At 58.6% G+C, this 12548-nt stretch carries 12 protein-coding genes; 4 read left to right on the top strand and 8 right to left on the bottom strand.

What is annotated here, in order from left to right; genetic code table 11:
• Positions 1-135 precede the first annotated feature (135 nt).
• Both msub_RS15230 and msub_RS15235 read left to right on the top strand, forming a co-directional pair.
• The gene (locus msub_RS15230) at positions 136-1167 is read left to right on the top strand and encodes a histone deacetylase family protein (RefSeq protein ID WP_048497151.1); all 1032 of its coding nucleotides are present in this window, start codon (positions 136-138) and stop codon (positions 1165-1167) included.
• Positions 1168-1266: 99 nt separating this feature from the next.
• Positions 1267-1935: a transglutaminase-like domain-containing protein gene (locus msub_RS15235; protein ID WP_048496798.1), complete on the top strand. Its 669-nt coding sequence runs from the start codon at positions 1267-1269 to the stop codon at positions 1933-1935.
• On the opposite strand, the gene msub_RS15240 is transcribed toward msub_RS15235, so the two are convergent.
• Both msub_RS15240 and ahpF read right to left on the bottom strand, forming a co-directional pair.
• Positions 1932-2696, bottom strand: a complete 765-nt coding sequence (locus msub_RS15240; RefSeq protein WP_048496799.1) for a substrate-binding periplasmic protein — start codon at positions 2694-2696, stop codon at positions 1932-1934. The two genes, msub_RS15235 and msub_RS15240, sit on opposite strands and share 4 nt — an antisense overlap.
• Positions 2697-2875: 179 nt before the next feature.
• Positions 2876-4462 carry an alkyl hydroperoxide reductase subunit F gene (gene ahpF, locus msub_RS15245; protein WP_048496800.1) on the bottom strand — a complete coding sequence of 529 codons (1587 nt, stop codon included), beginning with the start codon at positions 4460-4462 and terminating at the stop codon, positions 2876-2878.
• 259 nt (positions 4463-4721) lie between these two features.
• On the opposite strand from ahpF, the gene msub_RS15250 reads away from it, so the two are divergent.
• Together msub_RS15250 and msub_RS15255 are read left to right on the top strand one after the other, a co-directional pair.
• Entirely contained in the window at positions 4722-5477 is a 756-nt protein-coding gene (locus msub_RS15250) for a DUF3581 family protein (RefSeq protein ID WP_048496801.1), read from the top strand.
• The gene (locus msub_RS15255) at positions 5458-5934 is read left to right on the top strand and encodes a peroxiredoxin (RefSeq protein ID WP_048496802.1); all 477 of its coding nucleotides are present in this window, start codon (positions 5458-5460) and stop codon (positions 5932-5934) included. The genes msub_RS15250 and msub_RS15255 overlap by 20 nt, the downstream gene beginning before the upstream one ends.
• A 77-nt stretch (positions 5935-6011) precedes the next feature.
• On the opposite strand, the gene ahpC is transcribed toward msub_RS15255, so the two are convergent.
• From ahpC to msub_RS15285, 6 genes are all read right to left on the bottom strand, one after another.
• Positions 6012-6575, bottom strand: a complete 564-nt coding sequence (gene ahpC, locus msub_RS15260; RefSeq protein ID WP_048496803.1) for an alkyl hydroperoxide reductase subunit C — start codon at positions 6573-6575, stop codon at positions 6012-6014.
• Between the two features lie 171 nt (positions 6576-6746).
• Positions 6747-7964 (bottom strand): choline transporter, encoded by a 1218-nt coding sequence (locus tag msub_RS15265; protein ID WP_048496804.1) that lies wholly within the window; start codon positions 7962-7964, stop codon positions 6747-6749.
• A gap of 213 nt (positions 7965-8177) precedes the next feature.
• Positions 8178-9872 carry a choline dehydrogenase gene (gene betA / locus msub_RS15270; RefSeq protein ID WP_048496805.1) on the bottom strand — a complete coding sequence of 565 codons (1695 nt, stop codon included), beginning with the start codon at positions 9870-9872 and terminating at the stop codon, positions 8178-8180.
• A 27-nt stretch (positions 9873-9899) separates the two neighbouring features.
• Positions 9900-11369, bottom strand: coding sequence for a betaine-aldehyde dehydrogenase (gene betB / locus msub_RS15275; protein WP_048496806.1), 1470 nt, complete (start codon positions 11367-11369; stop codon positions 9900-9902).
• Positions 11370-11447: 78 nt separating this feature from the next.
• Positions 11448-12041 carry a transcriptional regulator BetI gene (gene betI / locus msub_RS15280; RefSeq protein WP_048496807.1) on the bottom strand — a complete coding sequence of 198 codons (594 nt, stop codon included), beginning with the start codon at positions 12039-12041 and terminating at the stop codon, positions 11448-11450.
• 194 nt (positions 12042-12235) lie between these two features.
• A complete protein-coding gene (locus msub_RS15285; RefSeq protein ID WP_048496808.1) occupies positions 12236-12448 on the bottom strand; it encodes a hypothetical protein in 213 nt (70 codons plus the stop codon).
• Positions 12449-12548 lie beyond the last annotated feature (100 nt).

Raw genomic sequence — 12548 nt, forward strand, 5'->3', positions numbered from 1 at the left:
TGTACCCTTTTGGCGCCATCACGGTAGTCCCGTCTTTCCAGACAAAGCATCAGCCTGACACAATTGCTGTTATTGAGCCACGGAGTACCGTGTGCCAAAGTGATTCCCATCTTTGAGCAAGGACTTTCCCTGACCATGAAAACCGTATTCTCACCCCTGCACAGCCGTCGCCATGTCAAAACCGAACTGGACGGCGGACTTCTGATCGAGCCCCACGAGAAGCCTTCCCGGGCCGAAACCATCCTTGCGCGGGTGAAGGACCAGGCGCTCGGGGAGATCCTGGAGCCGGAAGAGTTCGGGCTTGGGCCGGTCAAGCGGGTGCACACGGCCGATTATGTGAGTTTCCTGGAAACCTGCTGGGACGAGTGGGTGGCGGCCGGCAAGCGCGGCGAGGCCATCCCCACCTTCTGGGTTGGCCGGGGCATGCGCGCCCGTCTGCCAAAGGACATCGACGGTCGCCTCGGCTATTACAGTCTCGGCGCCGATACCTCAATTTCCGATGGCACCTGGGAAGCGGCCCGGGCATCCGCCAATGTCGCTCTCACCGCCCAGAAGCTGGTGGCCGAGGGTGAACGCGCCGCCTTCGCCCTGTGCCGGCCACCGGGTCATCACGCCCATGCCGATGTGTTCGGAGGCTACTGCTTCTTTAATAATGCCGCCATCGCGGCCCAGGCGTTCCGGGACCAGGGCTATGGCAAGGTCGCTGTGCTGGATGTGGACTTCCACCACGGCAACGGCACCCAGGCAATTTTCTATGACCGTAGCGATGTGCTCACCATCAGCCTGCACGGCGACCCGGACCTGGTATTTCCGCACTTTCTGGGGTTCGAGGATGAAACCGGCGAGGGTGATGGCGAAGCCTACAACCTGAACATCGTCTTTCCGCCTGACACTCCCTTCAGCATCTGGAGCCAGGGGCTCGAAAAAGCCTGCGAACGCATTCGGACGTTTGCACCGGATGCTCTGGTAGTGGCGCTGGGGGTGGATACCTTCGAAGAAGATCCAATTTCCTTCTTCAAACTCACCTCAGGCGATTACCTGAAACTGGGCAAGCGTCTGGAGCAGCTGGGCCTGCCAACGGTGTTCACCATGGAGGGCGGCTACGACGTCGACGCCATCGGCGTGAACGCGGTGAATGTGATGCAGGGGTTTGAAGGCAAAAGCTGATCGATGCGGGCAATGGCTTTGGCGGAAACGGCCATTGCCCGTAGGTTGCTAACTGGGCCACGATGAGGGCCCGATACCCCCGGAACCGGATGAATACCCATGGAACGCTACCTCCAGCCAACGGCCTTCTTTGATTACAACCAGCCGCAGCTGAAGGCCTGGATTGAAGCACAGCTGCAGGGCGTGCCAGAGGATTCGGTGGAACAGATCAAGGCGCTTTATCTCGCCGTGCGGGACAGCGTCAGTTACAACCCCTATGTCTTCCAGACCGAGCCCAAGACCTTCAGCGCCAGCTATGCCCTGGAAAGCGGCGAGACCTACTGCATTCCCAAGGCGGTTCTGCTCGGTGCCGCCGCCCGTTCCATTGGCGTTCCCAGCCGTCTGGGCCTGGCGGACGTGCGCAACCACCTGTCCAGCCCCAGGCTGATCGAGTGGCTGCGGTCGGATATCTTCCGCATGCACGGCTATATAGAGTTGTATCTGAACGGCCGCTGGGTAAAGGCCACCCCGGCCTTCAACCGGCAACTCTGTGAACTGATGAAGGTGGAACCCCTGGATTTTGACGGCCTCCACGATTCGGTGTTCCAGGAATATACCGAGTCCGGCCAGGCGCACATGGAATACATCAACGATCACGGGGTCTTTGTCGACGTGCCCCATGACTTTATTGTCGAAGGCGTCCGGGCCGCCTACGGCCATCTGTTCAACGGGGATAAGGCGCCGGAGAGTGCCCTCCCCAGCCTTGAAGAGGAAGTGACAAAGGACTAGTCGTTCAAACGCCCGCTGGCCGCCGCAGCATCAAATTCAACGTACAGGTCACCGGCCAGCTCACGGTAAAGACCCACTTCCTTCAATCGCCTCAATTCCGCGGACAGCTTGCGCAGGAAGCGCCGGTTGGCTTCTGTATTGTGGCAGGTCAGCCGGTCATAGCTTTCGAGAAGGGGGGCTTCCGGATCGTAGCTCAGGTTTTCCACGTACGGCAGGATATCAGGGACGGCGGCGATCATTGCAGCGAACCGGTCATGCTCGAGCATGGCCAGGTTCTGGGCATCGCTTTTGGACCAGATCACGTTGACATCATGGCCCTCCAGAACCTCATCCAGATAGGTTTCATGGCCAATCACCGCGCCTACAGACTGCCCTTCCAGCTGTGACAAATGGCGGACGGGGTCTTCTCCCTCTGGGGTGAACAGGTAATAGGTGAATTTGCCGAGCGGAAAGCTTGCGATCACAGCATCTTCGCCCATCCGCTGTTCCAGAATCTGGGTGAACGAGTAGATGCAGTCCGCTTCGCCCTGTTCAAACACCAGCATGGCCCGCTTGTAAGGGTAAAAGCGTTCACGCACATCCACCTCCAGCCCCTCCAGGGCCCGATGCAGAATCTTCTGGTAGACACCGTCCTGGCTTTCAGTCAGAAGGCTGGTGATGCCGGGAACGGCCAACCGAACCGGAGAATCGGCCAGCGCGGGGGTAGCGATAAGACTGGTGCCAACCAGCAGTGTACCGAAGACGTAAACAAGGCGTTTCATAGCGTGAACATCAGTCAGTGACAAACAGGAAATGACCACTTTTCATACAGAGCGGTCCAGTATGACAACCAGGTTTCGGGGTGACCAGAAAAACCTTGTTAAATGTGCGGGTTTAGCCGATAAAAAAGGCACCGGATCGCTCCGGTGCCTCTCTCTCATCAGGTGGCATTAACCGTGATTTATGCCGCTTCGTCTTCGCTTTCATCCACCGAGTTGCGGATCAGGAAGTCAAAGGCACTCAACGCTGCCTTGGAACCCTCTCCCATGGAGATCACGATCTGCTTGTAAGGCACGGTGGTCGCGTCGCCAGCCGCAAAAACACCCGGAATGGACGTTTCATTGCGATCGTTGACGATAATCTCGCCGTGCTGGCTCAGTTCAATGTCGCCCTTGAGCCATTCGGTGTTGGGCACCAGGCCAATCTGCACAAACACACCCTCCAGGGAGATATGATGCTGCTCTCCGGATGTGCGGTCGGTGTAGTTCAGGCCGTTGACCTTGCCGTTTTCACCGGTTATCTCCGTGGTCTGGCCCGAGGTGATGACTTCTACGTTCTTCAGGCTGCGCAGCTTCTTCTGCAACACATCGTCCGCGCGCATCTCGGCACCGAACTCGATCAGGGTTACGTGGCCGACGATGCCAGCCAGATCGATGGCCGCTTCCACTCCGGAGTTACCACCGCCAATCACAGCCACACGCTTGCCCTTGAACAGGGGGCCGTCACAGTGTGGGCAGTAGGCCACACCCTTGTTGCGGTACTCGGCTTCGCCCGGCACGCCGATCTGGCGCCAGCGCGCACCGGTGGACAGAACCAGACTACGTGCCTTGAGGGTGGCTCCATTTTCAAGCCGAATCTCATGAGGCATTCCCGGGCGTGAAGCCGGAATCAGCTTCTCGGCACGCTGCATGTTCATGATATCGACGTCGTACTCCTTGACGTGCTGCTCCATAGCGGCAACCAGTTTCGGGCCTTCGGTATAAGGCACGGAGATCAGGTTCTCGATGCCCATGGTATCAGCCACCTGGCCACCGAAACGCTCGGCCGCGATACCGGTGGAGATCCCCTTCCGGGCTGCGTAAATGGCGGCAGAAGCACCGGCGGGCCCGCCACCAATCACCAGAACCTCGAAGGTGTCTTTCAGGTTGATCTTCTCGGCGTCTTTCTCGCTGGAGCTGGTATCCAGTTTGGCAACAATCTCTTCGAGGGTCATACGGCCCTGGCCCCAGGGCTCACCGTTCATGTAAACACTGGGTACCGCCATCACTTCACGCTGCTCCACTTCATCCTGGAACAGCGCACCGTCAATAGAGGTATTCTTGACGTTCGGGTTCAGCACGCTCATCAGGTTCAGGGCCTGAACCACATCCGGGCAGTTCTGGCAGGAGAGCGAGAAATAGGTTTCGAACTCGAACTTGCCTTCGAGCGACTGGATCTGCTCGATCACCTCCTGGGAGGCCTTGGAAGGGTGACCGCCCACCTGCAAAAGCGCCAGCACCAGCGAGGTAAACTCGTGACCCATGGGGATGCCAGCAAAGCGAACGCCAATATCGGTACCTACGCGGTTGATGGCGAAGGAAGGACGACGCACATCATTGGATTCTTCGGTGCGCAGGCTGATCTTGGCAGACATGGGTTCCAGCTCTTCCAGCAGCTCCCGGAGTTCCTGGGACTTCTTACTGTCGTCATAGGCTGCCACCAGCTCGATCGGCTGCTGCAGCTTGTCCATGTAGGCCTTGAGCTGTTCCTTGATATTGGCATCCAACATTATCGTGCGTCTCCTTTAGATGTTGAAACTAAGTATCTGAATTTAAAACGGGTCGCTTTGCGAAGATGGAGCAACGATACGATCTGGCAGACAAAGGCTCAAATTAATTGACCCAAACTGTTTAATAGGTCTTTGCTATGTTGATTTGGTGGTGGATGCTGAAACCTTGACCAATAGCGCATATCCAGCCGAAGCCAGCCGAAGTATCATGTTGTAATAACGTAGCAACATCATTCTCTGGTACCAGCAAAGGCAACGCATGTTTCTAGACCGTTTCCACTCCGTCCAGGACGGACACGTCGTTATCTCCGCTCTGCAGGCCAGCCAGTTTGCCAAGGAGATCGCCGGGGACTTCAATCCCATACACGATCCGGACGCCCGCCGCTTCTGCGTTCCGGGGGATCTGCTCTTCGCCATCATTGTGGCGCGCTTCGGGCTCTCGGAGCACATGACCTTCCGGTTTCGCAGTCTGCTCGGTGAGGGTGTGCCACTGCGGTTTGTCGAGAGCGAAAGCACCATCGATGTGTGCGATGATGCGGGAAAGGTCTACATAGAAGTAACCCGCAACGGAGACCTGACCCGGGACGAGCAACTGATCGAAGATATTACCCGCGCCTACGTCTCGGCCTCTGGCAAGAACTTTCCCCATACCCTGAAGCCATTGATGGAGTCTAACGGGGTGATGTTCAATCCCGACCGCCCCATGGTGATGTACGAGAGCATGAGCCTGTCCCTGGACAATCTGGATCTGCCCTCGCCGGGCCTGGAACTGCACAACGCCACGCTCGAGGCGGCCGGCAAGCGCGGCAACGTTCTACTGGAATACCGCGTGACAGCCGACAACAAACCGGTGGGCGAAGTGACCAAACGGCTCATATTAAGTGGGTTGCGGCCCTACTCCCCGGAGGCGATGGCGGGTGTTATTGAAGAGTTTTATCGTCTCAAGGCCCGTGGCATCGACTATTTCAACAAGGACAACACCGGAGACCACAACAATGCCAATTCAGCCGGGTGATACCCTGCCAGACATCGAACTGCAGGTCATGGGAGAGAAGGGCCCGGAAAAGGTCCGGACCAGTGAGCTTTTTGCCGGCAAGAAAGCCGTCCTGTTCGCCGTACCGGGCGCTTTCACACCCACCTGTTCGGCCGCTCACTTGCCAGGCTTTGTGGTCAATGCCGACAAGCTGCGTGCCAAAGGCGTGGACAGCATCGTCTGCACCTCGGTCAACGACGCCTTCGTAATGGATGCCTGGGGCAAATCCCAGAACGCCGAAGAGATCACCATGCTGGCCGATGGCCTGGGCGAATTCGCCAGGGCCGTGGACCTGACCCAGGACCGGACCGCCAACGGTATGGGCATTCGCAGCCAGCGCTACGCCATGATCGTGAACAACGGCACGGTGGAGCTTCTGAACATCGACGCCCAGGGCCTGGACCAGACAAGTGCCGAAACCATTCTCGCGGCTCTCTGAAGCAACCCTTTGCGCCAGACACAAAAAACCCCGGAAAGCCCGGGGTTTTTTGTTGCTAAGCGTCTCGTAAGAAAAGCTTAGATCTTGCCAACCAGGTCCAGGGACGGAGCCAGGGTAGCTTCGCCTTCTTTCCACTTGGCCGGGCAAACTTCGCCCGGGTGCTTGCGCACGTACTGGGCGGCTTTCACCTTGTCCATCAGGTAGTCGGCGTTACGGCCAACACCTTCAGCGCTGATTTCCACGGACTGGATGATGCCATCCGGATCGATCAGGAAGGTAGCGCGGTCCGCCAGGCCCTGGCCCTCACGCATTACACCAAAGTTGTTGGTGATGGTGCCGGTCTGGTCGCCAACCATGTAGTAGTTGATCTTGCCGATGGTCTCGGAGCTGTCGTGCCACGCCTTGTGGGTGAAGTGTGTGTCGGTGGACACGGAGAATACTTCAACACCCAGCTTCTGCAGTTCTTCGTACTTGTCTGCAACGTCGCCCAGCTCGGTCGGGCAAACGAAAGTGAAGTCGGCCGGGTAGAAGAAAAAGACAGCCCACTTACCTTTTACGTCTGCTTCGCTGATCTCAACGAACTCACCGCCCTTGAAAGCGGTAGCGTTGAACGGCTTGATCTCGCTGTTGATGATGCCCATTAAAGATAACTCCTTGTTGATGGATTCACAGATAAATGAAGATACGGCGCACACGTTACGGATAAGTGACGCCCGGATAAAATTGATAATTCCCAACCCAGAGATAGGCAGAGCCTATCTTTGGGCTTCCGGCTCGGAAAATCTGCCGCCTGCTGCTTTATCTATGGGGCCTTAACCCGCAAGTTCAATCTTGTGGAAATCCAGAATGTTCTCTTTCGGTGACGCATCGATGGCAGCCACTTGCGCCCGCCTCTTTGCCAGGATGTAGACAAAGCACGCGAAGTAGAGACCGATGACCAGCGCACCAACCCACTGGATCCTCAGGAAGTCCAGTTGGAACAACAGCGTCAGCCCGATCATCGCCACCAGATTGAAGATCACGTAATTGATCCGACCCAGGCGCTGGGCAGTCAGGTTCAGGTTGTCGGTGTACAGGCGGATCAATGAGTCCAGCGAGTTGATCACCATCAGCACACCCACGGTAATCATGGCCAGATTGGTGAACGCGGCAATCTGAAGACCTTCCGCGTGGTAGTAGTACAACACCGAAAACCACACGCCAATGGCAATGGACGGCACGACCAGCATGGCGATCAGCAGTTGCCAGGTTTTGACGCCGCTGACAAAGCGCGCGGTAAACTGGCCAATCATGATGCTCCAGGAGAACCACCAGAACAGGTAGAACTCGTGGTAATCGTTGATCGGCAGGAAGAACTGGTCAAGGTTGGTGAAGTATTCACCGAGCATGCCCACGGTGCCGAGGAAGTCCGCTGGCGAGCCCTTGCCCAGAGCGAAGGCACGCAACCACATACCGGCAATAAGCGCGATGAACAGGATGCTCGAGCCCACACTGAGAATGCGTACGTACTTGATCTTGGAACTGGAATACACCGCCAGGGCAATGGCAATGAACACGATCACATAGAACGCCGGCTTCACCGTTTCACCGTCGCCGAGTTGCGGCAGATACCAGGGCAGGTTCACCAACAGCAGGTAGGCGGTGAAGGCGCAGGTGCCGATGATCACCACGTTGTTCACCAGCTTGACCAGCGGGATCTCGAAAAACTTCACCCGCGGCTCGATGATCGCGAAGTAGAAACAGGTCAGGAAATAGAAGCCCCAGATCAGGAACGCCCAGAACCCGAACTCGATGGCGAGCGGATTGGCAAAGGCATATTCAGGGTTTGCAGAGACATTGCCGTAACCGCCGAACTCGGTGAGCGGGAACATGATCAGCCCCACGTCGAGACCGGAGGTGAACAGAATGGCAATGAAGGTGAACGTGCGAACCGGCGTGACGCCGATGCACTGGACGTCCCACCACTTGTACAGAATCAGCACAATGGCGGCGAAGGTGAAGATCAGGCCTGTGGATAACCAGAGTGTCATGCGCGGCACCTCCGGTTGTTTGTCATCATTATAGTGAACAGCATGGGTGTTCCTCCTCTACTTGGTAAGCGCTGCTTCGTTCGAATCGGACACAAACCCAGGACTTGCCTATCCGGCGCCCGAAAACGGCAGAACACCGTCGCGCTGATAGGGAAATCCTGAGGGCTTGCAAAACCCCGGGCGCGTTGCACGCCCGGGTGGGATGACGACGCGCTAAGCCAGCGCGCGCTTTGCCTCTCCCGGTCGCTGGCGTGCCTGCCACTGGTCGTCCATCACCACAGGCGCGTCAGAAGGTTGCAGGGGCTCCCTGCCCCGGATCAGGTCGGCGGCCCGCTCGGCCACCATGATGGTGGGCGCGTTCAGGTTGCCGTTGGGTATGGTCGGGAAGATGGATGAATCCACCACCCGCAGATTTCGGATGCCGCGCACCCGGGTTTCCGGGTCCACCACCGCCAGCTCGTCCGTGCCCATCTTGCAGGAGCAGGATGGGTGATAGGCACTCTCCACCGCCTGGCGCACGAAGGCATCGATTTGCTCGTCGGTCTGGACTTCGGCACCGGGCTGGATTTCGGCCCCGCGGTACTCGTCCATGGCCGGCTGATTGATGATTTCCCGGGTCAGGCGCACACAGTCCCGGAAGCCTTCCCGGTCGGCCTCGTGCTCCAGGTAGTTGAAGCGGATGGTCGGCGCCTGCCTGGGGTCGGCCGATTGGACATGCACGAAACCCCGGCTTTGCGGCTTGTTGTGGCCAATGTGCAGCTGGAAACCGTCCCCATTGAAGGCTTCCTTGCCGTCGTAGCGCATGGCGGCCGGCAGGAAATGGTATTGCAGGTCCGGCCACTCGACACCAGCCCTGGACCGGATAAAGCCGCAGGATTCAAAATGGTTGGTGGCGCCCAGGCCGTCCTTGCGCAGGATCCAGCGCACGCCGATCTTGAGCTTGTTCCACCAGCCCAGCTTGCCGTTGAGCGAGACCGGCTGCTTGCAGCGGTACTGGAAGTAGAACTCCAGGTGGTCCTGCAGGTTCTCGCCCACGCCGGGCAACTCGTGCTTTACCGCGATACCGGCCTGTTCCAGCACCTCTCGCTTGCCAATCCCGGACAGTTGCAACAAATGCGGTGAGCCAATGGAGCCGGCGGACAGGATCACTTCCTCGGCAGCTTTTGCCTCGTGCACCTTGCCGCCCTGCTCATAGCGAACGCCGGTGGCGGTTTTGCCCTCCTGTCCATCCAGGAGCACCTTGTGCACCAGGGCATGGGTGACCACGGTCAGGTTATCCCGCGCCATGGCCGGGCGCAGGTAGGCGTTGGCAGTGGACCAGCGACGACCGTTCTTGACGGTCATGTGCATGGCGCCAAAACCTTCCTGCCGGGCCCCGTTGTAGTCGCCGGTCTCGAAATAGCCGGCATCCGCGCCCGCTTTTATGAAGGCCCCATAAAGCGGGTTCTGCATGTTGTTGCCGTTGTTCACACCCAGCGGGCCGTTATCGCCCCGGTAATCATCGCCGCCAAACGCCCAGGTCTCGGCCTTCTTGAAATAGGGCAAGACGTTCCGGTAATGCCAGCCGGTGGCGCCTTCGGAATCCCATTCGTCAAAATCCCGGGCGTGGCCACGGACATAGACCATGCCATTGATGGAGGAAGAGCCGCCCAGCACCTTGCCCCGGGGACAGTGCATGCGGCGGTTGTCCAGGAACGGCTCCGGCTCGGTCTCGAACTGCCAGGCGTATTTCTTGGTATTCATGGGAATGGACAAGGCGGTGGGCATCTGGATAAAGATGCTCTTGTCGCTGCCGCCGGTTTCCAGCAGCAGCACCCGGTGGCGCGCGTCCTCGGTCAGGCGGTTGGCCAGCACACAGCCGGCGGAACCCGCACCCACAATGATGTAGTCGTATCGGTTTTCTGTCATACGCGGTCTCCTGTGTCGAGTGCGGGATTAAAACGGAGCATCCAGATCCTGCATTCCGATATAAACGGACTTGATCTGGGTGTAGTGAGCAATGGTCTCACGCCCGTTTTCCCGGCCGATGCCGGAGAGTTTATAGCCGCCCACCGGCATTTCCGCCGGCGATGCACCGTAGCTGTTGACCCAGCAGATTCCGGCCTGGATCTGGTGAATGACGCGGTGGGCCCGGCGGATGTCGTTGGTGAACACGCCGGCGGCCAGGCCGGTGTCGGTGTTGTTGGCGCGGGCAATCACCTCGTCCTCATTGGAGAAGGTCAGCACCGACATCACGGGGCCGAAGATCTCCTCCTGCACGATGGTCATGTCGTCGGTGCAATCGGTGAAGATGGTTGGCTCGACAAAATAACCACCCTTCGAATCCTCCGGCTCAAAGGCGCGACCACCGTGGCTCAGAGTCGCGCCTTCAGAAATGCCCTTGGCGATGTAGTCCAGCACCAGATTCCGGTGCTTTTCGGAAATCAGCGCGCCGAAGTTGGTGTCCGGGTCCATCGGATCACCGGGCCTGATGTTGTTGCGGGTGCGCTCCAGCAGACGCTCCATAAAGCGCGGGTAGATGTCCTCATGGACAAACACCCGGGTGCCGTTGGTGCAGATCTCGCCCTGGGTGTAGAAATTGCCCACCATGGCGGCGGAGATGGCGTTCTCCAAATCGGCATCGTCAAAGATGATCAGCGGGGATTTGCCGCCGAGCTCCATAGTGACGTCCTTCAGGGTGGAGGACGCCGCTGCCATCACCTTCTTGCCGGTGGCAACTTCGCCGGTGAAAGATACCTTGGCAATCTCGGGATGATGAGTCAGCCACTGACCAACCTCGGCCGCGCCCTGCACCACGTTGAACACACCCGCCGGCACGCCCGCCTCCACAAAGATTTCCGCCAGATTCACCGCACCCATGGGGGTTTCCTCAGAGGGCTTGAAGATCATGGCGTTGCCGCAGGCCAGGGCCGGCGCGGACTTCCAGCAGGCAATCTGGATCGGGTAGTTCCAGGCACCGATGCCGGCGCAGATGCCCAGCGGCTCCCGGCGGGTGTAATAGAAATCGCCGCCCAGATCCTGCTGGTTACCCTCGATGGAGGGCGCCAGGCCGGCAAAGAATTCGACGGCGTCGGCGCCGGTGACCACATCCACCGCCTCGGCCTCCTGCCAGGGCTTACCGGTATCCCGCACTTCTGCGACGGCCAGCTCATCATTGCGCTCTCGCAGAAGCGCGACCGCCCGCAGAAGTATGCGGCTGCGTTCGATGGCGGTCATCGCGGACCATTCGGCAAAGCCGGCCCGGGCACTCTCAATGGCGGCCTGCTGCACGGATTCATCCGCCACTTCCACCTCGTAGATCACCTGGCCGGTGGCCGGATTCACCACGGGGAAGGTTTCGCCGGTGCTGTTGGCCAGGAAACGGCCATGGACAAAATTCTGAACAACAGGAAGAGATGCAGACATAGTAATCAGATAACCTCGGTTCGGTGTCTTCAGGCCTTGTGGGCCGTTGGATCTATCGCGGCTCAGAGCCGCTTCAACTCAGCGCTGGGCCTGAGTCAGTGTCTCGTGGACAAATTTCTTGCAGAGCCGCTCGCCCGCCTCAAAACTTTCTGCCGGGTCCAGACTCAGGGCACTACGCAGCCAGAAGCCGTCAATCATTGCCGCCATTTGCCGGGCCGCTTCGGTCGCTGCGCCGGGTTCAAGCACTTGGGCAAAGGAGTAACGCAGATTGCTGTACAGCCGGGCGTTGTTGATCTGCTGCAGCCGCTTGAGCCCTGGCTCGTGCATCGAACGGGCCCAGAAACTCAGCCAGGTTTTGGCCGCCAGCGCCGAGCGCTGGAACTCGGAAAAATTGGACTCGATGATGCAGTTCAGCCGCTGCTCCGGAGAGCGATCGGTCCTGGCCATGCGCTCCCGCAATTCCTTGCCCAACTGATCCAGCAGATAACGCAGGGCCGCTTCAATCAGCCCCTGCTTGCCACCGAAGTAATGGCTGATGATGCCGGAGGACATGCCCGCCCGTTTGCTGATGCTCATAATCGTGGTGTTCTGCATGCCCAGCTCGGCGATGGAGGCCATGGTGGCGTCGATAAGCTGCTGTTTGCGTGTGTCTTTAACTCCAACTTTCGGCATGGCGGCGTCGCTTGTTCGTGCTCTTTCCGGTTTGTTAGGGCGGGTAAAACTCTGCCGCCTTTTATTAATTGAACGTTCAATTAATGAAAAGCTTACAGAAGCGTAACGGAAAATTCAAACCTGGTTAAAAAATGGGCAATATCCGGGCCGCTTGATCACGGCCAGGTCAATGCAGTAGACAGAGCCAGTCAGTATCAGAGATGGCGACGGTAGTCGGGGTCGGTCCAGCACACCGGTAACGGCTCACCGGAGGGAAAGGCCAGACCGGACTTGGCATAGGGCTCTGGATCCTGCGCCTCCTCCCCGTAGTGGAGACTGCCGGTGACCTGCTGGATGTGCGGATCAAACAGTGCCTGGGTGTCCAGCACCTCAATCAGGTGCCCGGTTGCTTTTTCAGCGACAAACATAGCGGCCTCCGCAGGTGAAATGTATTCCTTAAACGTAGCAGACCCCGCCCGATCCAGACAGCTAGGGCCATGCCACGGTTACACACGTCGACGCCCCGGA

This window comes from Marinobacter subterrani (assembly GCF_001045555.1).
Lineage (GTDB): Bacteria > Pseudomonadota > Gammaproteobacteria > Pseudomonadales > Oleiphilaceae > Marinobacter > Marinobacter subterrani.

Bases quoted from the DNA above. Each gene is read 5' to 3' on its own strand.
- msub_RS15230 (WP_048497151.1), top strand. From the start codon at position 136: ATGAAAACCGTATTCTCACCCCTGCACAGCCGTCGCCATGTCAAAACC.
- msub_RS15235 (WP_048496798.1), top strand. From the start codon at position 1,267: ATGGAACGCTACCTCCAGCCAACGGCCTTCTTTGATTACAACCAGCCG.
- msub_RS15240 (WP_048496799.1), bottom strand. From the start codon at position 2,696: ATGAAACGCCTTGTTTACGTCTTCGGTACACTGCTGGTTGGCACCAGT.
- ahpF (WP_048496800.1), bottom strand. From the start codon at position 4,462: ATGTTGGATGCCAATATCAAGGAACAGCTCAAGGCCTACATGGACAAG.
- msub_RS15250 (WP_048496801.1), top strand. From the start codon at position 4,722: ATGTTTCTAGACCGTTTCCACTCCGTCCAGGACGGACACGTCGTTATC.
- msub_RS15255 (WP_048496802.1), top strand. From the start codon at position 5,458: ATGCCAATTCAGCCGGGTGATACCCTGCCAGACATCGAACTGCAGGTC.
- ahpC (WP_048496803.1), bottom strand. From the start codon at position 6,575: ATGGGCATCATCAACAGCGAGATCAAGCCGTTCAACGCTACCGCTTTC.
- msub_RS15265 (WP_048496804.1), bottom strand. From the start codon at position 7,964: ATGACACTCTGGTTATCCACAGGCCTGATCTTCACCTTCGCCGCCATT.
- betA (WP_048496805.1), bottom strand. From the start codon at position 9,872: ATGACAGAAAACCGATACGACTACATCATTGTGGGTGCGGGTTCCGCC.
- betB (WP_048496806.1), bottom strand. From the start codon at position 11,369: ATGTCTGCATCTCTTCCTGTTGTTCAGAATTTTGTCCATGGCCGTTTC.
- betI (WP_048496807.1), bottom strand. From the start codon at position 12,041: ATGCCGAAAGTTGGAGTTAAAGACACACGCAAACAGCAGCTTATCGAC.
- msub_RS15285 (WP_048496808.1), bottom strand. From the start codon at position 12,448: ATGTTTGTCGCTGAAAAAGCAACCGGGCACCTGATTGAGGTGCTGGAC.